Below are 20365 nucleotides of genomic sequence, written 5' to 3'. Positions count from 1 at the left end.
GCACCATTCTTATTTTTTTCCAAGCGAGTATTAGCATTTTCGTTTGCTGCTTTGGCATTATTATTCGCCGCATTCGCAAAGTCATAAGCCGCTTTTACCGCCTTCGGTGTTGCCGCATGGGTTTCGCTATTGCTGTCCACTGCGCTGCTCAGGATGACAAATCCCTTCTCTTTCAGCGTCGCGTCAGGATGGTTACGGCTCTTTGCATGTTTCTGAATGGAGTCATCAACATATTCACGAGTCGCCAGAACCACTGACGGATCAACTTTCAATGTCACCGCGTTAGCGCTGCTGACAATCAGAATCATACGAATGGTCTGGGTACGACCGGAACCTTCCTGCAATTGAGGTTTGTAAGTTTCTGCGCAGTTACCTACTGCAATCAGAATACCGTCTTTATCGAACAGGCCAATTTCACGTATCCACCAGCCGCCTTCGCTTTCAGGGATAACCTGCTCTGCAATGATCTGATTAGTATTTTTAGGATCAATACTCAGCATGTTAATCGCCGCACGACGTTTTTCATTAATCAGTTTAGTTTGTTTGGTGTCCGGTGTTGGCAACTTGCCACCACCATCACCGACGGCCATATGGGTAATTTCAATTTTAGTCCCCAATGCCGCAGCATTTGCCAACTTATCTGCGCCTAACTGTGTCAGTAACGCAAAATATTTGGTACTCATGGTCTAATCCTCATGTCATCAATAATATGTATGCCCGCACCCACAATTTCTGAGCCGGATACTGTTACTTGTTCCGGGAAATAAGGGTAAACTGTCAGTTCGTCACCGCTGTAAGTTGCCGCCGAGTAGTGATATTCACCGCGTGTATCCAGATTGATGTCCAACCCAATCAAATGTCGGCTCACTGGCTTGGCATCAAAAATCAGGTTTTCCAATTCTTCGAACATTTCATGGGTGATACCGCTATCCAACACACCAATATCCAGTCGGAAGGTGCCCGGCGCATCGTTGGTCTGCCACCACTCTTTTACGCGGATGAGATAACCCAGTGGTTCGACAACCCGCCGAATTGCTCCGATTGTTCCTTTGTGTTTGTGCAGGAACAGCGAACTTTTGATGACCTCCCTCTTGGTACTCTCAGGCCAGTTCTCGTCCCAACGATCGACTGACCATGCCCATGCCAGATAAGGCAGCAGTGATGCCGGGCAGGTGTCTGGGTTCCACAGTTCACGCAGCGGCACTTTGACCTTCTGCAATTCCGCGCAGGCTTTGGCCGCTGCAATTTCTAGCTGAGTCGAGCCCATTGGTAGAAGGCGATCACTCATCCGAGCCTCCCATCGTCAGGGTGGTTTTGATGCAATAAGATGCCTGGGTTTTATCCAGCACCACGTCTTTCAACGGTGCTTTCAGTTCCACGCGCTGGACACCTTCCACATGCAATGCGGCATAAATCGCCGACAAGCGAATATCACGTCCCAGACGATGCTGTGCCTCGACATAGTGTTTCAGCTTCTGCTCTGCCGCCTTGCGGATAGGCTCCGACTCTGGTGTCGGGAAGATGTACAACACCGCATTAATTTCATATTCCACAATGTTGGCCGACTGGACTTTCAGACGATCCGCCACCGGACGCACGTTTTCGTCGTTCAGCGCTTTTTCGACTATTTCCAGCAACTCTTTGGAAGCAACGCCTTTGTCTTCTCGTGACATAATGGTCACAGTAACGTTAGCTGGCGACGGGCTGATTGCTGAGGCATCAGCAACACGGCCATCTGCACTGCGGGCATGATATTCATACGAACCAACCGGGCCGGCGACGCTCAAGCCTTCAAAAGCCTGTGGAATGCGAACACGATAGTCGTTGTCAGATTCCATTACCGCAGGGGTTGGTGGTACGGTAGAGTTATCCGCAGGACTCAGAACCATGCGGGATACATTGTTGTTCGCCCCCAGCTGATCCAAATCGCTGCCTGTTGAATAGGCCACCATCACTGCCCGAGCAGCTTCGTTAACCCGTTGTCGCAAGAGCAACTCGCGATAAACGTTCTCTTCCAACAACTTGACCAAAGGTTCGGATTCCAGTTGCAAAGTACGAGCAATGGCATCTTGCTGATCGTCTGGATAGAGTGATATCAGCCCTTTTTTACGCTCTTCCAGCAGTTGTTCATAATCCAGTGACTCAACCACATCCGGTGGTGGCAACTGGCTTAAATCGATTGTTGGCATGTTTTACCTCTCAGAAATAGCCTCATCGGGAATGGCTCACCGGAATAGAAAGTGAAAACTCCTTGGCGGATTGATGATAAGTACCTGTGATATCCACCACCATTTTGCCGTCCTGTAGGGTTTCCATCGTGATAGATGTCAGCGTTATACGTGGCTCCCAACGGCTGATTGCGGTAAAACTGGCCGCCATGACCTGAAGCCGGAGCGCCGGGTTCTGTGGCCAGTCGATCAGCTCAGGCAGCAAAGAGCCATAAGTACGACGCGCGATACGGCTGCCTACGGGAGTTAGTAAAATATCGCTGACGGATTGCCGGACGTGTGCCAAATCTGTCAACTCTCGGCCCGTTTGCCGATTCATTCCCAGATACATCATACGGGGCCTCCTGATGTGTCACCGCCTGACCTGATGCCGGTGTGTTTGTGGGAATCCACGACCACGCCGTTGGAACTGAATGTGCCTCCGGTGTGTTCAATATTGCCCGTCATTTTGCCGCCGTTGCGCACAATCAAGTTGCCTGTGCTCATCAGCTGCGTACAGATGACTTCCGGTGTATCCAGCGTAATTCGGGTACTGGCAACACAGGTGATTTCCGGCGCGGTAATATGGACGGAATCCGAAGCAGTCACTGTCGCGGTTTTAATGCCAGTCACAGTCAATGCGCCGGATTGCGGTTCATATTCCATCACGGCACCGTCCGGGAACTGGATATGTGCCGCTTCTGGTGATGTCGATGGAGCCGGAAACTCATCTGAAAAAATCGCTGGCAATACAAAGGCGGTGGTCAGCTCTCCGCCTATGGACAGTAATAAAACCTGCTCACCGACACTGGGTGCCCACCATGTGCGGGCGTTTCCCGCTCTGGATGTCAACCAGTGCAGCCAATTGGTTTCAAGATTGCCTGTCGCGACCCGGCACATTCCCTTTGTGGTATCCACTTGGGTAATAACGCCTGTTCGAATCAGGTTGCGCATTAAGCGCAGCAGTTCAGTGAGTTGTGTGTTCATGGCGTAAGAATGCCATGAAAAAGCAGGCGGGACATTAAACTGGGTTTGTAGGAAACAGCATACAAATCCAGAGATAAAATCCTTTTAAATCAAAAGATTTTAAATAAAACAAAAAGCCTTCTCCGGAGTGAAAGAAGGCTTTTTACGATTTATTGAATGATGCTGAACGGCATTGCAATGAGATGCGATTATTCTGGTTTACACTGCCGAGTAACATCACGTACATACTGTTGCAAATAGTCTAATTTGGTTTGGTCACTGATCATTCCGGCTCGGATATCGTAAATAGCGCGTCCAGCTTTTGCAGTGAGTTCGACTTGGGTTCCATTGCCCATGCTGCGGGCGCTGGTATCTCGGTTTTGGGTGAGCTGACAGGTAGCAAGATTGGCGCCAGCGATTTGCACCCGCCGATGACCAGCAGTAATGTCAGCACGCAAAGCCGCATTTTTTTCGGTAGCATAAGCTAACTTTCCTGAATAATATTCATCCAATTGCGCTGCCCGGTTTTGTGCATCTTTCATTTGCTGAATAACAGCCAACATTTCTGAACGTGCTTTTTGATTGATGGCAACAAGCTGTGCAGCATGTTGCTGTTTCAAATTCGCCACTTCATTGAGAGACAGAGAACGATGCCCCCACCAGCCAAGGCTTCCGCCAATGACCAAACTCACAATTAAAGGCATTTTCTTCATCGTTCTAATTCCCAGCAAATCGGTTCAGCCTCCCCCCTTAATCCCAAAGCTGGATAATGGGTTTACTGGCAGCAGGCATAAATTCTGGCATTTCAACTTTCGTTCCATGAGGCAATACCGCGCCAAAGTCAGCCAATCCGGGGTTTGCCTGCAACACACGCTCAGTCATTCCCAACGTGCGGCCGTAATGACGCCAACAAATGGCATCAACCGTTTCATTTTGTTGTGCAATAACTTGCATACACTCTCCTTTTCTTCGCAGAAAATAGTCAGTAAATCGGAGAGTTATGATCAAATAATCAGGAAAATACCTCAATGAGGTAAGATTGTTAGGTAAGTAGTACAAATGAAGAACAATTTTGAGTCTGCATATAAATTTGTTTCAGTAAGCACAAAGGCAGGAAATCATTTCCTGCCTTTGTGCTGTTTTATCTTAATTATAATTACGTGCTATCCCATCCATTGGAGAATACTGATTCTTTGTCAGCGTTAATCAGACAACCAACTATCATCTTCCCAAACCTCTTGAATGAGTTCCATTATGTGATCGTGTTCACTACTTTTTTTAGTCCCTGTCACTCTTACGGAGGTACTGCTACTGGCTGCAATTCTAAAATTTGTATCAGGATAATGTGGTAATATTCTTTTTTTTAATTCACTTTCTAGTGACGACATGACTGATTCAGAAACATTAGCTCGTTTATCGAAAAGTATCTCTATTCGCATCCTTTTCCCCCCGCCAAATCTATTCTTCTATTGAACCCGAATTCCTTAACATTTTGTTACCGGTCACCTCATTACCTAACAGATTACTATCCAGTTTACTCTGGTAACTGTTAAATCTTTTTTCATAAGGTGCAGATAGCTCCGCTATCCAAACCAGTGCCAGCTCTTTGTCTTCCGCATGATTACATTCGCAACTTGTTGCCATTCTAGCAATGAAATTGATACGTTGCGCTACCAATGATTCCATAAGAGATTCCACTGATTTATCCGTCTCCATATAATAAGCTGTATGTATATACAGTACACGTAATAAGACAAAATTTAAAGTAGTTTTTACCTTTTCTAGTGATTAAATTTGATAGTTAATAACTATTATCTTTTGTTTTCGTAGAATTATTTTCCAGTTTGATTGATTTTTCTACTATGACAACTTTGCGATCTGTAAAATACTTTATCTTTCTATTAGCCTGTTCATCCGTACAGTTATTGACAGAACTCCAAGATGGAAATTTTTTGCTCGTTTTATAAACAATCCGTTCTGCTCCTGATATGGCAGTAGATTCTGATTTAGGGACAATGGTCCATTGATGAATGCGTGTACAGATAAATCCTGCATAAGGCAAGAATGGTGAAGTCACGCCTTGTATAGATTGAACATCTTCACCATAAGGACTGCCAAAAGGGATATGCTGGTAAAATAAGCGAATAACTAAATCACAACGCGCAACCCACGGCCCACCCTGTGCTTGAGTATAAGCGGCCCAATTTCCTTCATCTGCCGCCTGCAAAACGGCATTTACCTTATTGTCAGGTAAACGTACTTCCCTGAGACGACGTAATTCGCGCCAAACCGAAACCGGGGCACCACCAATTTGTTGGAATTGACGAATACGCCAACGGCTCGCCCAAGCAGTCACTGATTTTGCCATATCGCGCAAGGATTCGCCGGTTTCATGGTCTTTTTCTTCTTCCAGCGCATAACCGTCAATATTTTTGGAAATGTACTTCGCAATGTAACCTGTTGCACTACCTTTGTTCGGATCGATCGTCCTATAATCAAAACGAGCTTTTTGAGCGTCATCGCTCTGTAACTCTTTCTGTTCTTCCTTGCAAGCGTAATGCTTAAGGATCCCTCTGACTTGCTGCAAATACTCCGGCAACATGAACAGCACCATATGCCAATGAGGAGTACCATCATGATGTGGTTCCACCACACGGAAACCAAATAGATTGATTCCTGCCCGAGCTAACGCAGCACGGGCTTTTGCCCAGACACTGCATAAATAACGTTGGGTATCACGTGGAGTTGCGCCATCCCAAGATTTAACAAATCCTCCCTTGTACTGGGTAGCATGATATTTTGCAGGAGCTGTGATGGTATAAAACTCACCAACACAGTTCATTTTATTGGCAACATCTTCAAAACCGCGCATTCTGACCATTAATTCACAACGTCTGATCGCAGGATTCGCGTTGCTATGAACAACTGTATCCGCCAGTGAAATTCGTTCCCCTTTTTCATTTTCTAAATCAAAGTGTTTGAAAAACTCGCGATTACGCCGTTTTTGTTCCAGCCACTCCCGCAATGCCTGGCGTGAAACATAAGGAGAAGCGGCTTGCTGTACCTGTCCAACGGCAATTGCCATATGTTCAGATTGGATATCACGCAGACGCTTTAAGCGAAAATACCACCAGCGGGCAGACATCATGCGCAACATGCCAGAACAGAGTTGATCGACCGATGGCATTTTTCGCCCGCAATTGAAACGCTGCCAATAAGGGGGGCGAGTGCCGCATTGCAAAGTCAGCTTTGCCAGCAACCGGTACAACCTAGCGACACGGGAAAATGACTCGTCTTTACAATCAACGGAAATTGATGCGTGCTTTTGGGAAAAAGCCGAAGAGTAATGCTCATAATTACCAGAAATAAAAATGGAAATGTCGTGAGCAAGTTTCAAAAGTTGTTTGCGATCATACGTCGCCACATTTTCCAATTGTTCAATAAAAGGAAAAGGTGCCATACCAGAAACACAATGGTGAAATTGATACCGTCCTTTTATTAACTGTAATCGCGGCAACACATTCTGCCCGACCGTTTTTCTCAGGAAAGAATTTGCATCACGGCGGCCTGAGCGATTAAAGATATCGACATAACGACGACTGAAGTATTTCGCCAGAAAATCAGGCATTTGTCCTATATATTGGTGACGCCATTGATGATCTTCCGCGTTGATTTCCCATAGCAAACGTTCCGCCATTGAAACGCCTTGCGGTGTATTTGGCTGGAACATCGCGGCTTGTTTATTCTTGGCTATCAGATAATCACTGTTCTGTTTATGAGTAATTACGTTACTATTCATCAAGTTCACCATATTAAGGACATGCAGGAGTCTGGCGTACTCATGCCATTTGTTACGTGTTTAAGACGCTGTAATTAACGAGATAGCTGCAATTACTTAGACAGTGTCAGGTACTTCGGAAACTGGCTGACAACGACCTTTATATGATTCATCGCCTTGATCAGAGCCTGTTTTTCCTCTTGGGTGAAATGGTTGAATTCATTATCGTGGCGGAAACGCGGGATATTCGCCAAATAGAAAATGGCAGATAACGCTCGTTTATTCTCTTCGTAGTGGCTGTCTCTTTTATCACGCATATCAGCAAAAAACCGATTTAACTCCCTTTCATTGTCACCCCAGTATGTCGCCCTGATCCTCGACAGGTGATTCAATCCTTCCAGCCGCTGACCGAGGTTAATCTGGGCAAACTTTTCTTTCTCAGTATTCGCCATATTTTCCCTCAACATTTTCCGACGAAATGATCCTCAATCATTTTCGAAATATTTTGATATCTGGATAAAGATTGAAATCTGGGCGTTCATGATGCAATATCTCTCAATGGTTTTTAGCTTAACCAATCTGGGCTCATCAAAGATCTCATATCGAGAACATTGATGAGATACTAATAGCTCTTATCTGTACTGTCAATGAAAAATACCAATATTGAGATCAAAATGGGGGCCGATAGTGGGGGAAGACCTGCTATTGAGCGTCTTGTCCGTGCATATGGGTTTAAATCACGCCAGGCCCTAAGTGACCATTTAGGCGTTTCCAAAAGCACAATGGCAAACCGCTACCTTCGTGATAGCTTTCCAGCGGATTGGATCATCCAGTGTAATCTCGAAACTGGCGCTTCACTACTGTGGTTGAGCACGGGTCAGGGAGAAATATTTCCAGATGGAGAAGACGGCAAAAAAACGGAACGATTGGAAGATATCATTGCTCCATCCATCTCTCGCGTAAGATTATCGGGCGGTAAGCTCAATGAAGCTGGCCCTGTAATTTTGGATAGCGAATTGATTCCTAAGGAACTCACAAATCCACTGATTATTGATGATGGTGCCTCATGGTATCTGCTGGATACTCAGGAAGACAATATTCAAGATGGCTTATGGCTGGTGGATATTGAGGGTATGCACAGCATCAAAAAGATTGCCAAAATTCCAATCAGTAAGATTCGGGTCAGCGATAATGACGTCACTTTTGATTGTGCAATCAGTGACATCAAATTCATCGGTCGCGTTACTCTGGTCATATCCAGACAATAGCAACCCGGCATAAAACGGTTTCCATCAAGGTTATCTCTATCCATTAGGATAACCTTGATGGCATTCAATCATTTTCATACAAAATTTGGTTTACATAAAATCTGAACGCCGAAGCCGATATAGAACTGCCGGAAAATCATACCCATTTTCCGGCAGTTTTATTTGGATTTTTATTTTATAGACGATTATCAGGCGCTATTTTTCATTTTTGATTTATCGCCTTGATTGTCTCTGATGGGAACAACCCGTTCCATTTCTGATTTTTTCTTATTCTCAACTTGTTCGGACTGACCAACAAATAGCCCGCCACGTCGAATTGACATACTACCGCAACGGCTAATGCCCCGTAACTCGCCATGTTCGAGAATATCCAATGTTTCCGCACAGCATGTACCTTCAACATGGCCATCAATGATAATTTCAGGTGCATTCAGCTCACCTTCCACTTTGCCGGCATGCATAATACGAATGGCGCCACCTTTGACACGAATATTGCCAATGACTTTACCCCAGACCTGAATATCACCTTCCATTTCTATATCACCCTTGAATACAGAGTTTTTAGCAATAATGGTATTTGGGCGAGTTTCAGCTTCAGGTAATTTTTTCTCTTCAGGCTTTATGCCCATAGCTGGTTTCGTAGCAATTGGTGCTTCTGTTGTTTTTTTTCCAAACATAGCGTTTATTCTCAATCTCATATTCGTAAAGTAAAACACTAAGGCTAAAAAAGATAAAATTGCTGTTATGGCACAACTAAAATGAGCACCATACAGATATAGCCCCAATGCAATTCCCCAAAGGAGCCATATACTGTATAAAAAAGCATTATCTGAAAAACGATACTTTTCCATATTTTTCTCGTTTTTGTAGTTTTTTCTTATATTTCATCAGCAAATATATCTATGCATATGCCTTAGCAGGTAATAGAAAACAGGCCGTGAAAACACATCTTATCATTGTACAAGTATAAAAAACAATCTACCAAGCTATAACAGAGGTATTTATAGTGTTATTACACGGATAAAGGTTTCATTTGAGTTTAATCCTCTGAATTGTCATTGAATTATCTCATATTTATTAAATAAGAAAATCCAGAAAGGTAAATTTAATTTTCTATTTGCAGATGGAAAAACCATATAACTTCATAAACTTATAACAATAAAAACAAAAAATTAATAAATCCGCATCATATTAGAGCTACAGAAAATATTGCATATCTATTGTCTTATAATTACCTATAAACATTTTATCGCCATTAGGTTTCTGGCTGTAACATGATGGCAAAGAAACACATTACTTAGAAGGTTAAATAGTCCTACCAAATAGCCATCTGATTTATAATTATTTTCTTTATAAAACAACCAAACAAAAGTTGGATTTTTAAATCAGCCAAATAGTGTTTTTATGTTAACTATTCTGAATGCACATAGATAACTTTCAGTTAAAAATCACTTGGTGAGTTAATTCACAATTTCTCCATTTTGTTAACTTTTTATTTAAATATATAAATTCATTTAAAAAATAAATTATTCTACATTTTAAATATTATCTAAAAAACATCAGATATCGATACTTATTCATTAAATCATCGCTATAAAAAACCACCCACAATGCAAAGTTAAGTAAAAATCATTAAAAATCAATCAAATAAAAATCATTAAAAGTATTGTTGATATTTGTTAAGGATGAAAAGTTTTAGGGTAAGTAAATCAACAAGCAGAACACATCAATATCCGTAAATTATTTCAACATTAATTATTAAACGAAAACAATCCCTTAAAACAGCCAGTTGAAGACAATCATATAAAGATCAATCAGCACAAGGTAAAAAACAAACAAACTATTTTCAATCACAAAATTTTTCACTTAAACCTAACACAAATATCTATTTATCTATATAATACTAAAAGTGATTTAATTGATGTTACGCATGAACTTTCGAGAACTTTCAATACTGCTTCAATCGGCATTCAGTTTTATCAAGATAATCCAAGTGCCATAAGGAAGTTTTTTCTTAATTCATTAATTAATAAAATAAATACACCATGCACTCATCAAAAAAAATGATTACTCATGATACGGAAAATTAGGAGTATTAAATGAAAAGGACGACGGGCTTAAATCAAAATAATATTTGCACAGTCCAATTAACCATGCCGGATTTCAATATCCTGGAGCATAAACAAAGAGGGCTGTATATTTTACTCGATGGTGAAATGGTGTGGAAAGATGGCATAAACACTTATCACATCACATCGAATGAGATCCTTTTTACCCATCCTGGAAGCTATGCAGCCAAAACCAATACAGAAAGTTGTCAGGTATTGTGGTTACCCTTACACATGGAGTTTTTACGCAATTTTTTAAAGCGTTTTGGATCATTATTAAGTCAGATAGAGAGGCAGGAGTTTCCTGCTCACAGGCTGATTCCTTTTAATCAGTTTCCCTTGCTGGCAGAAAGCATTCGCGGGCTAGCCAATTTACTAGCACATGATTCTCCTCCAGCGTTGGTTCAATTAAGAGTTGAAGAGTTATTATTGCTGCTTTCCTTGGGTAATCAAGGGGCATTGTTAATGTCTATTCTGCGGAAATTAAGCAACCGTCAGGTCGAACGACTGCAAACGTTTATGGAAGCTCATTATCTCAAAGAATGGAGACTGAATGACTTCGCGCGTGAATTCGGTATGGGGTTGACTTCCTTTAAAGAGCTTTTTAACAGTGTCTATGGTACTTCACCCAAGGCTTGGATCAGTGAGCAACGTATTCTTTACGCACATCAATTATTACTGAACAGTGAAATGAGTATCGCCGATATTTCATTGGAATCGGGTTTTTCCAGCCAGTCTTATTTCACTCAAAGCTATCGCCGACGTTTTAGCTGTACGCCTAACCGCGCCAGATACGGAAAAGATTAACGATTCGTTTAACAACTAACCTAAAGTTAGTCAACTGATACTCAATAATTGATACTCAACAACTAAAACTTAGTGCTATATCCCATAAACCAAGGCTTTCCAGTTTTATGTAAACCTGTTTTAGATCAAACTGAAAAGCCGCAATCACGATTATCCTTTGGATTACTTCACACTTTCCACGACTGATGGATCATGAATGATCGTTTTTATCGATCAATATCCTCTGATTGATCTGTGCAATCCATTGGACGGCACTATCTCATCTCACATATAGTCATGGTGACTCGTCACTATTTGGAGCTAACCCGACTAAGCTCTAAGTCACCACCAGGGATTTTATATTTGCCGTATCTTATGGCCTGCTTCCGTGCAGGCTTTTTTTTTGAAAATCTAACCTAAGAATATAAAGCAAAATATAAACTAGGTTGATTTTAATTTACGGTATAAAAATAGCTGGCAGGCCCGATACTAAAATGAGAATAAATCACATCAATAAAAATTAATGCGATGCACGATCTTTTTTATCGCTATCTGCACTATAAAAGATCGTACCCAATTTAATTCTTTCACGGCCAGAGGTCAGACGATGGCGATTAGTATCCCGAAGAGAATAAACACAACCACAATATTCCTGCTGATAGAACTCTTCACGTTTGCTGATTTCTATCATACGGGAAGATCCGCCGCCCTTGCGCCAATTATATTCCCAATACATTAAATCAGGATAACGAGACGCTGCGCGAACACCGCATTCATTGATCTGCTGCATATTTTTCCAACGTGAAATACCAAGTGAACTGGTAATCACAGGGAAACCATGTTCATGGGCATACAACGCTGTTCGTTCAAAACGCATATCAAAACACATTGTGCAACGAATACCACGTTCAGGCTCATTTTCCATGCCTTTCGCGCGTTCAAACCAATTATCACGGTCGTAATCTGCATCGACAAAAGGAATGCCCATCTGCTCCGCAAAACGGATATTTTCATTTTTGCGCAGTTCGTATTCTTTCAGAGGATGAATATTCGGATTATAGAAAAATATCGTAAAATCAATTCCTGAAGCCAACATTGCTTCCATTACTTCCCCAGAACATGGTGCACAACATGAATGCAACAGCACTTTTTGGTGACCGTTTGGCAGTGGAAGCGGGCTACGCTCATAGTTCAGTGACATAAGATTTCTTACCTGATTCAGACAATAAAAAATCAGGAAGAGGACAAACTCCCCTCCCTGTGTTTATTGGGCAGGCATATTACCCGTTTCTACTGCCTTACGACAATCTTTGTAAGATAATCAGGCTTCCTGCATTTCTGGCAAAATCTGACCACCATCGACAACAATCGTTTGCCCTGTAATATATTTCGCTTCATCAGAAGCCAAAAAACAGGCAGCATAACCAATATCTTCAGGCATACCCAAAGTCCGCATTGGGGTAGTATCTTTCACATGATTGAGGAATTCATCACCAAATTCCTTTAAGCCCTCAGTCATGATCAAGCCTGGCATAATCGCATTAATAGTGATGCCTTGCCCCGCGTATTCCAATGCAGCACTGCGCATGAATCCCAGTTGTCCTGCCTTACTGGCACCGTAGTGACTATAGCCCGAAATACCTGTTATCTCGCCTGTTATTGATGAAGTGATAACCACACGCCCATGACGCTGTTTTTCCATAACATTCAGCGCGGCCTGTACTAAGAAAAATGTCCCTTTAAGATTGACGGTATGCACTAAATCCCAATCTTCCGCGGTCATATCTTTCAGATAATGCTGTGGAAAAATACCTGCATTGGAACAAAGAATGTCGAGCCTGCCATACTTTTCAACAATCTTATCTATCGCGTTTTTACATGCCGTCTGATCAGTAACATCAAGAGGAATAAAATCGACTGCCAGTTCTTTGGCAATTGCTTCGCCCCTTACTACGTCAGTGCCTGCAATAATGGTAATAGCGCCAGCTTGCTTCAATACTTTGGCAATTCCTTTGCCGATGCCTTTAGTTCCACCTGAAATAAAAGCAATTTTTCCCGCTAAATTGAACATAGCATATCCTTTAGTATTAGTGGATAGAGTTTTTTATCTTAATTATAATTTTTCAATATATTTTCAAACCGTTACATCAGCAATTATAATAAATAGAATCAGTGTATTAAAAAAGTAAAATAAAGCAACGTGATAAAACCATTATTGGCATCAGTATAAAAACATCCACTTTGGATAAAACTGAAATTGCTTATTCGTCTGCCAGCGATTACTTTTAAATAACACACTATTTTTCCTAGAAATAATGATACTTCTCAAAAAATAATATGAGGTGGAAAGTATGATTCTCGATAATTCATTCTTAAGTGAATATACTGGTACAGCACTATCACCAATTTTATTTCTCAAAAGAGCCGTATTAAGCAATAGCAATGATATCGCTGTCATTGATGGAAAGCACCGTTGGACTTGGCGCCAATATGCCAATCGCTGTGAAAGAATTGCTATCTCTCTTCAACAAATGGGGGTGGATAAGGGAAGCGTCGTCTCAACCCTTCTACCAAATATCCACGAATTACTGGAATTACATTTTGCAGTTCCTTTGTCTGGTGGCATCCTTAATGCTTTAAGTACCCGGACAGATGCGGCTACATTAAATTTTGTCTTTGAAAAACTAAACCCCAAAATATTATTTATTGATAAAAGTTATCTTCCATTATTAAATCATGTCTCTTTCAACAATCCAGTTAAGATAATTATTATTGATGACAATAGCTTAACTACTCCTATACTCCCTACCAAATATAAAATTATCCCTTATGAATCATTGATAACCGAATATTCATCAAAAGCATTATCATTTATCCAGTTTGACGAGCAAGAAGCTATTAGTATCAATTCCACTTCAGGCACCAGTGGACAACCTAAATTAGTCGTTTATTCCCATCGTGGCACATTTTTAAATGCCATTTCCAATATTCTGGATTGGGATATGCCCAAGAATCCTACCTTTTTATGGACGCTGCCCATGTTTCATTGTAATGGCTGGTGTTTCCCATGGGCAATTGCGGCACGGGCGGGTACACACATCTGTATAAGGAAATTTGATGCAGAGGAAGCAATGCAACTTATACAGAAACATAATGTAACACACTATTGTGGTGCTCCGATTGTTCACTACTCTTTGGGCAAGATAGCGCAAAAATGCGGAAAACATTTTGGTGGCCGCGTTTATGGTCTTATTGCTGGTGCACCACCAACAGAAATGGCATTTTCACTGATGGATGAGGTTGGTATCAATGCGACACATGTCTATGGTTTGACCGAAACTTATGGGCCTGTGGTTGTTTGTGAAAACAAGTACGAATGGAACGAACTGCCAAAATCAGAAAAAACTTTACGGAGAATGCGTCAGGGCATTGTCTCCAATTTACAAGGGCAAGTTAGCGTTATTGATGAAAATAACCAACAAGAAGTTCCTTTTGATGGCAAAACCATTGGTGAGGTCGCTATTCGCGGTAATATTGTGGCAGCTTATGATCCTGTACGTCACGTCACACCGGAGATCACCGACCAATGGTTTTATACCGGGGATCTGGCAGTTGTTGATCCTGATGGCTATATTAAAATCATCGATCGAAAAAAAGATATCATTATTTCCGGTGGTGAAAATATTTCCAGTCTTGAGCTTGAGAATGCCCTATCCAGTTATCCTGGTGTTTTAGCTGCTGCTATCGTGGCGAAACCCGATCCCTATTGGGGAGAAGTTCCCCATGCCTTTATTGAACTTGACGAGAATACATCAATCACTGAGCAAGAATTAAATGATTACATTTGTACGGTAGTAGCACGTTATAAACGCCCCAAAGGATATACTTTTTTAACTATTCCCCGGAATGCCAATGGCAAAGTTATAAAAGATCAATTGAGAAAACGTATCAAAGAAGGCAGATTTATTCTGATTGTGGAATAAAAATATGACAAAAATCGTCAGCATCACAGAAAAGTTCAACTAATTTGTCCATGCCTGTTCCTTATTGAGATCGTTTTTTCTTGGTTGAAAGTTGATCTTGGAACAGGCACTGAGTTCAATTTTTTATCCAAGATTCAGGTGGTATTCTCTGTCCACTTATTATCGGTCATTTTCATGACTACATATTCCTTGTAAGGCTATATTAAAGCCAGTTGCTGACCAATTTGAATTAAAGTGCGAATACTATAGTCCAACTCCTCATCGCTCAGGTTGGCACTCAGGTTCATCCGTATTCGTGAACGTGTTTTGCTTACAGCAGGATATGCCACAGGATTAACATATATACCTTTCTCATGAAGCATTCGAGCCATGATGTAACAACGATGCTCGTCACCTGTCAGCAATGGCACTATGGCAGTTTCGCTATTGAGCAAATCGAATCCCGCATCATGTAATTTTTGACGGAAGTACTTGGCCTTGCTTTGTAATTCTAATGTCAACTGAGGTGAAACATCGAGGATGTCGATGGCACTGATGATCGAAGCCAGTACAGCCGGAGGCAGTGAAGCGGAATAAATATAAGGATTTGCGGCTATGCGGATGATTTTTCCGGTTTCTCTGTTGGTGCCAATGAACCCGCCAATGCCCGGCAAGCCCTTGCTCAAACTACCAGTGATAACATCAACCTGATCAGTCACTCCGAAGTGTGCGCAGCTTCCTCGACCGTTAGGGCCAACATGTCCAGTTCCATGGGCATCATCAACAATGACGAAAGCATTATATCTTTGTGCTAGCTCGACAATTCCGGGCAATGGTGCCAGATCGCCATCCATGCTGAAAACGCCATCGGTGATAATAAATTTGCGTGCTTGAAATGAAGTTTGGCGAAGCTTGTTTTCGAGACTTTTCAGAGAAACATGCCTGTAAACTTGAACCTTTGCGCCGCTCAGTTTCAGACCATCAACGATAGATTGATGGTTAAGGGTATCACTGAAAACTACGTCATCTTCACGGCATAGAGTGGAGAGAGCGGCGAGATTAGCGCAAAATCCAGAGCTGAAAGTAATAACTTCTTCCACGCCAAGAAACTTAGCCAGCCGTTGCTCCATTTCAAGATGTAGATCACTCGTACCATTGAGAAGGCGCACGCCGCTGGATGTGGTTCCATAGCGATGAATTGCATTGATGCTGGATTCGATGATCTGTTGATGGCCATTGAGTCCAGAGTAATTGTAGGAACCTAAATGCAAAACTTCACGTGCATACTTGCTATCGGGGCTGGTAGGACTGTAACTGACTGAAACATTCTTGCAAGGAATGCTATGAAATACTCTGCCAACCATATCCATTTTACCAGCGGAGATAAAATGATCGTACCGTGCAATTATACCCTGTAAATAATCATTAGATCGTGCAATATTACGGTGATAGTTATCTATTTTGGGGACAGTAAAACTCGGTTTACTCATGGAATTTGTTCCTTGCATATAAGGTAAGGAGTAAGGACAATAACAAGTACTCCAATATTAATAACCAGACTCAATCAAAGTAATGATTGCACATTTGGTATCGTTTTGAACTATCATACTTTCTGCAATTATTTTCAATAAAATTATTTTCACAAAAAAACACACAGCTATTTTCATTGAAATAGCACTATGCTTATTATTTTTGTAAAGGATATTTTTTAGTGTCAGATAAACATTATTTAATCTGAATTCTGGATAAATATCGGTGATATTATTCGTTGGAATATTAGCGTTATTGATAAAAATAGCCGGTAAGAAGTTCTACACACCATTTTGTAGCATCTCAATTCTATTTAAAATTAGATAAAACAAGTCCCTTTATGTCGGATAGCTTGCAATAACTATTATAACCAACCTTTATTTAAAAATAGCATCTATATATCCAGCCTTATATAAGATGGGCATTCTAATATTAAGCAGTAAAATCCTTCTGACTGGCAAGAAGTTTAGCGCCACAGGCCGTTAGCATACCTTCTAGAGATATCTCAAGCGAATTCCCTTGTTTAATTCGTCTACCGCAACTTTATTGGCACCACTTTTATCAATAGTCGCCACGTCAGGCTGCCCATGCTGACACATCGCCTTTTTAAAGAAACGCAGTGCGACCTTCTTATTCCGATGAGCCGTTTTTTGGGGTTTTTATTGATGCTGTTAACGAACAATTAGGATGGGTGGGGGATATCATTGCTATTGTGTGCATTATTCTGGGACAGCCAATACTAAAAACTCGCGGTAAGTTCGCTGGAGCAACCAAAGGAACGTCCTTGGCGTCAGTGTATTCGCGCAGATACTTGAATAGAGAATTGCCGTTTCAATTACCGACATTCACCAATGCCAGCTTGAAGACACTAAAACCTAAGTTGGTTAATAACCTAGGCGCTGTTGTTGGGCGAACAGTACCTGTCGTTGGGTGGGTTATTTTGGCTTATGACGTAACGACCATCGTATACAAAGCGACAACAAGATATAACAAAATTGCCCGTAAGAGAGACAAGATATGGTGAATGAAGTAGAGATTCTGGAGTTTTTCCGAAAAGAATTGCCAACAATTGTGAGCCTGACAGGGAAGCGGGAATATCTTGGTCTTGATGATTCATTACAGGAGTATTCTGAAGTGGATGATCTTGTTCCTGTCATCGATCTGTATAGTGATAAATTCAATGTCGATATTTCAGCTATGAACATTGAAAACTATTATCCTTGGATAATCCCGTGGTTCTTCAGAAAGTGGTTCACCAGCAAACCTGTTGAGCAGAAGAAATCCATCCTAACCGTTCGAATGTTCGCTGAATCCGCGACAATAGGAAAATGGATTTACCCATAATTTTAAGGGAGCATGTGGAAGAAAGTCTATAAGATCCTTGATGGAAAACATAAATCTATGGTCGCTTTCGTTTTTAAAGAAACGCAGTGCGGCTTTCTTATCCCGATGAGCCGTCAGCAAAAAATCAACGGTATTACCGCCCGAATCCACTGCCCGGTAAAGGTAACGTCATTGTCCTTTGATTTTGAAGGCCAGATACCCGCAAACACACTGAGCGAGGATATCAACAGGGTAATGCAGGCGTTTGAACGCTTTTCGAGTCAGGGACATCGTCAGTTCAACCAATAAAAAAATGCCATATTATCCAAACAGGACTTAATGCGACAGAACCTGTCAATAATATTGACAGTTACCGCCCCAGTCACATAGTTATATGACTGGGGCGCGCTTTGCATCCGATCTGCAATCCGAATGCCATTAGCTAGATATTATTTTTTGTCGGTTAGCATATGGTATGAAACTGCAATACCTGCGGCTTGACCAGCAAGTGAAGGCTCATCGCTGGCTAAGTAAAGCCCTGCAATATAGTGACCATCAACAGCGAATTTTCTGTATTTTCTGGCATAGCGTTGACCGATACTGAATTGACGACCATCACTTAACCTAAATAATGCTTCATCAACAGCACCATTTCCCCATACTTCCAAGCTTTCAATAAAACTATCATTTAGCTCAATTGAATTTATTTCTGATGTCACCGTGCCAAGTGTATAAGATGAATCGTTGGCAAATGTGATTTTAATTCCACCGACTCTAGGTGCGTTCCCAATTCTTCGCACATATCCAACCAATGATTTTATTTTATTGTATTTGCCATTAACTAAAGACGGCTTAAAAGGTTCCTGCATTTTATCGTCTTCTGTCAGAGCCTGAACTCTCGTTTTATTAGTAGGGCGATCAAATACCGTTGAATAACTGATGGTTTTAGGATAAAAACCACTTTCAAGGCTATTATTTTGTAGATGTTCAATTGATTCAATACATTCTAAACCGTGTAATAAACAATACCCTCTTACAGACAATAAATTATTAGTGATACTCTCTGCCGTCGATGTATTTATGGCATTATTATATTCATTAGTATACATCGTATGAATATAGTCTTTGGCCTTGCCAACCAATTTGGCGATAAGTTGTTTTAACTCATTAACTTCAATGTCTGTCAGCCCAATATCATTTTTCTTCTCTACCCCCATTTTCCAATAAGGGATCTGTAACATAATGGTATTAGTGTACATCGGCAGGATCTGGTAGTTTGTTTTATTATCAAAAGACTTAAATTTTTCATCTATACTAACCAGATATCTAGCCAGGAACATATATGCGTCATGACTTTCTTGACTGCCAGGCGAGGTTTCCAGCATGTATTGTACATGTTCCATTTTCCCATTGATTTCTTGTATATCTCCATTAAGTATTCCTTTAATAGTTTGTAGAGCAGCATTTTCTATCATCTGCTCTACTTTTTGGAGAATTTGCTCCCAAGTATTATCTTTCTGTTGAGGCCAAAATAGTCCTAACAGGAAGGACATTGCCGGACCTGCTCCCGGAATAAACCCTATGCCACCAATAATCGCATCTTTTACGATTGATGACATATCCCATTCATAATCAGGAGTAGACGTTGTATAAGGCACTATAAGCATGACGTCAGTGAGTACAGGTAATGTTTCATTTTCAGATACATTAATCGGTGTGGTATTCATAATGTTACTTTAATTCCTTAGTTAAATAGTACTTTAATTAGATAGTGCTTTAATTAGATAGTGTTTTAATTAGATAGTTATTAAATTAAAACCTGTTAGTTATAGATAGTTTTTCATCTTGTTACTTATTATATCCAGTAACAAAAGCTCGTTTATCTGTATCGTTATAAATGACGACCTTGCTGTAATACACAGAGTTGCTCGGTGATTGTAATATTCCGTCCTCCCCTGCTTTCACTGTGATAGAGGAATATTCGAACCATTGTGATGTGAAAGAATGAGACCAATAAAAAACAGCCCTAACTGATGATGCGGGGCCGGAATTGGCTACGTAGTAATTGGGGCGTGTTTCGGGAATAATCGGCGTGTCAATTCTTATTGCCTCAATAGAGGAGCGTGGTTCTATTGTCATATCCTTATAAATATTTACTGTGTAATTTTCTGATGCTGGTGTACCTGAATTATAATGTATTTTTGTTGAGGTGCTCTCATTGTTTTTTGTATCTGTAGATTCATTGGTATTTATGTTTATTGTAATCATGAAATATTCTCCTGAGTATTGTTGTATAACTATAGGGTTGTCTATCATTATGTAATGATCCACCCCTACAGTTAAGGTGGTTTCTTATTGAGTATGTTGAATCAATATATTATTCAGGAAGGTATTCTAATCGCACTGAAAAATAAATGTGAAATATAAAAAATGGCAA

General features: G+C 41.0%; 22 protein-coding genes and 2 pseudogenes. 5 read left to right on the top strand and 19 right to left on the bottom strand.

Annotated elements, in window-relative coordinates; genetic code table 11:
• The 11 genes from PSI14_RS16395 to PSI14_RS16345 form a co-directional block, all read right to left on the bottom strand.
• The coding region (locus PSI14_RS16395; protein ID WP_273576904.1) for a phage tail protein at window positions 1–683 on the bottom strand (683 nt) is incomplete at its 3' end.
• Entirely contained in the window at window positions 680–1288 is a 609-nt protein-coding gene (locus PSI14_RS16390; protein ID WP_273576903.1) for a phage tail protein I, read from the bottom strand. The genes PSI14_RS16390 and PSI14_RS16395, both read right to left, overlap by 4 nt.
• On the bottom strand, window positions 1281–2189 hold the full coding sequence (locus PSI14_RS16385; RefSeq protein ID WP_273576902.1) for a baseplate assembly protein: 909 nt from the start codon (window positions 2187–2189) through the stop codon (window positions 1281–1283). Before PSI14_RS16385 ends, PSI14_RS16390 begins: the two co-directional genes overlap by 8 nt.
• A gap of 22 nt (window positions 2190–2211) precedes the next feature.
• Window positions 2212–2562, bottom strand: coding sequence for a GPW/gp25 family protein (locus PSI14_RS16380; RefSeq protein ID WP_273553563.1), 351 nt, complete (start codon window positions 2560–2562; stop codon window positions 2212–2214).
• On the bottom strand, window positions 2559–3194 hold the full coding sequence (locus PSI14_RS16375; protein ID WP_273576900.1) for a phage baseplate assembly protein V: 636 nt from the start codon (window positions 3192–3194) through the stop codon (window positions 2559–2561). The genes PSI14_RS16380 and PSI14_RS16375 overlap by 4 nt, the downstream gene beginning before the upstream one ends.
• Before the next feature lie 188 nt (window positions 3195–3382).
• Window positions 3383–3886: a lysis system i-spanin subunit Rz gene (locus PSI14_RS16370; protein ID WP_273576899.1), complete on the bottom strand. Its 504-nt coding sequence runs from the start codon at window positions 3884–3886 to the stop codon at window positions 3383–3385.
• Window positions 3887–3923: 37 nt separating this feature from the next.
• Window positions 3924–4127 (bottom strand): tail protein X, encoded by a 204-nt coding sequence (locus PSI14_RS16365; protein WP_086110225.1) that lies wholly within the window; start codon window positions 4125–4127, stop codon window positions 3924–3926.
• Between the two features lie 248 nt (window positions 4128–4375).
• Window positions 4376–4612 (bottom strand): DinI-like family protein, encoded by a 237-nt coding sequence (locus PSI14_RS16360; protein WP_273576898.1) that lies wholly within the window; start codon window positions 4610–4612, stop codon window positions 4376–4378.
• Between the two features lie 19 nt (window positions 4613–4631).
• The gene (locus tag PSI14_RS16355; RefSeq protein ID WP_273576897.1) at window positions 4632–4859 is read right to left on the bottom strand and encodes a hypothetical protein; all 228 of its coding nucleotides are present in this window, start codon (window positions 4857–4859) and stop codon (window positions 4632–4634) included.
• A 115-nt stretch (window positions 4860–4974) separates the two neighbouring features.
• Window positions 4975–6972 carry a replication endonuclease gene (locus PSI14_RS16350; RefSeq protein WP_273576895.1) on the bottom strand — a complete coding sequence of 666 codons (1998 nt, stop codon included), beginning with the start codon at window positions 6970–6972 and terminating at the stop codon, window positions 4975–4977.
• 92 nt (window positions 6973–7064) lie between these two features.
• Window positions 7065–7403, bottom strand: a complete 339-nt coding sequence (locus PSI14_RS16345; protein WP_273576894.1) for a DUF5347 family protein — start codon at window positions 7401–7403, stop codon at window positions 7065–7067.
• Between the two features lie 195 nt (window positions 7404–7598).
• Between PSI14_RS16345 and PSI14_RS16340 the strand changes: the two genes are divergently transcribed.
• Window positions 7599–8219, top strand: coding sequence for a phage repressor protein CI (locus PSI14_RS16340; protein ID WP_273576893.1), 621 nt, complete (start codon window positions 7599–7601; stop codon window positions 8217–8219).
• A 188-nt stretch (window positions 8220–8407) separates the two neighbouring features.
• Here PSI14_RS16340 and PSI14_RS16335 read toward each other — a convergent pair whose 3' ends face one another.
• A complete protein-coding gene (locus tag PSI14_RS16335; RefSeq protein WP_273576892.1) occupies window positions 8408–9070 on the bottom strand; it encodes a bactofilin family protein in 663 nt (220 codons plus the stop codon).
• A 1248-nt stretch (window positions 9071–10318) separates the two neighbouring features.
• Here PSI14_RS16335 and PSI14_RS16330 point away from each other — a divergent pair.
• Window positions 10319–11134, top strand: coding sequence for a helix-turn-helix transcriptional regulator (locus tag PSI14_RS16330; protein WP_273576890.1), 816 nt, complete (start codon window positions 10319–10321; stop codon window positions 11132–11134).
• 499 nt (window positions 11135–11633) lie between these two features.
• Here the strand turns inward: PSI14_RS16330 and PSI14_RS16325 are convergent, their stop codons facing one another.
• Together PSI14_RS16325 and PSI14_RS16320 are read right to left on the bottom strand one after the other, a co-directional pair.
• Complete coding sequence (locus PSI14_RS16325) at window positions 11634–12314, bottom strand: epoxyqueuosine reductase QueH (protein WP_273576889.1); 681 nt, start codon at window positions 12312–12314, stop codon at window positions 11634–11636.
• A gap of 120 nt (window positions 12315–12434) precedes the next feature.
• Entirely contained in the window at window positions 12435–13184 is a 750-nt protein-coding gene (locus PSI14_RS16320; RefSeq protein ID WP_273576887.1) for an SDR family oxidoreductase, read from the bottom strand.
• Window positions 13185–13464: 280 nt separating this feature from the next.
• Between PSI14_RS16320 and PSI14_RS16315 the strand changes: the two genes are divergently transcribed.
• A complete protein-coding gene (locus PSI14_RS16315; RefSeq protein WP_273576885.1) occupies window positions 13465–15096 on the top strand; it encodes an AMP-binding protein in 1632 nt (543 codons plus the stop codon).
• Window positions 15097–15293: 197 nt separating this feature from the next.
• Here PSI14_RS16315 and PSI14_RS16310 read toward each other — a convergent pair whose 3' ends face one another.
• Both PSI14_RS16310 and PSI14_RS16305 read right to left on the bottom strand, forming a co-directional pair.
• Entirely contained in the window at window positions 15294–16565 is a 1272-nt protein-coding gene (locus PSI14_RS16310) for an aminotransferase class I/II-fold pyridoxal phosphate-dependent enzyme (RefSeq protein WP_273576884.1), read from the bottom strand.
• Between the two features lie 555 nt (window positions 16566–17120).
• Window positions 17121–17252: pseudogene (locus tag PSI14_RS16305) on the bottom strand (IS6 family transposase); the annotation flags it as partial.
• Between PSI14_RS16305 and PSI14_RS16300 the strand changes: the two are divergent.
• Together PSI14_RS16300 and PSI14_RS16295 are read left to right on the top strand one after the other, a co-directional pair.
• The gene (locus PSI14_RS16300) at window positions 17225–17629 is read left to right on the top strand and encodes an STM2901 family protein (protein ID WP_273576883.1); all 405 of its coding nucleotides are present in this window, start codon (window positions 17225–17227) and stop codon (window positions 17627–17629) included. The pseudogene PSI14_RS16305 and the gene PSI14_RS16300 sit on opposite strands and share 28 nt — an antisense overlap.
• Window positions 17623–17949, top strand: coding sequence for a DUF1493 family protein (locus PSI14_RS16295; RefSeq protein ID WP_273576881.1), 327 nt, complete (start codon window positions 17623–17625; stop codon window positions 17947–17949). Before PSI14_RS16300 ends, PSI14_RS16295 begins: the two co-directional genes overlap by 7 nt.
• Window positions 17950–18021: 72 nt before the next feature.
• On the opposite strand, the pseudogene PSI14_RS20385 reads toward PSI14_RS16295, so the two are convergent.
• The 3 genes and pseudogenes from PSI14_RS20385 to PSI14_RS16280 form a co-directional block, all read right to left on the bottom strand.
• Window positions 18022–18135, bottom strand: a pseudogene (locus PSI14_RS20385) (DDE-type integrase/transposase/recombinase); the annotation flags it as partial.
• 242 nt (window positions 18136–18377) lie between these two features.
• Window positions 18378–19655, bottom strand: a complete 1278-nt coding sequence (locus PSI14_RS16285; RefSeq protein ID WP_273576879.1) for an insecticidal delta-endotoxin domain-containing protein — start codon at window positions 19653–19655, stop codon at window positions 18378–18380.
• A 121-nt stretch (window positions 19656–19776) separates the two neighbouring features.
• The gene (locus PSI14_RS16280) at window positions 19777–20196 is read right to left on the bottom strand and encodes a JHE-like toxin PirA (RefSeq protein WP_273576878.1); all 420 of its coding nucleotides are present in this window, start codon (window positions 20194–20196) and stop codon (window positions 19777–19779) included.
• Between the last annotated feature and the right edge of the window lie 169 nt (window positions 20197–20365).

Source organism: Xenorhabdus anantnagensis, assembly GCF_028598555.1.
Taxonomy (GTDB): Bacteria; Pseudomonadota; Gammaproteobacteria; order Enterobacterales; family Enterobacteriaceae; genus Xenorhabdus; species Xenorhabdus anantnagensis.
The sequence above is the reverse complement of the archived record's forward strand: the minus strand, read 5'-3'. Positions and strand labels throughout refer to the sequence as shown.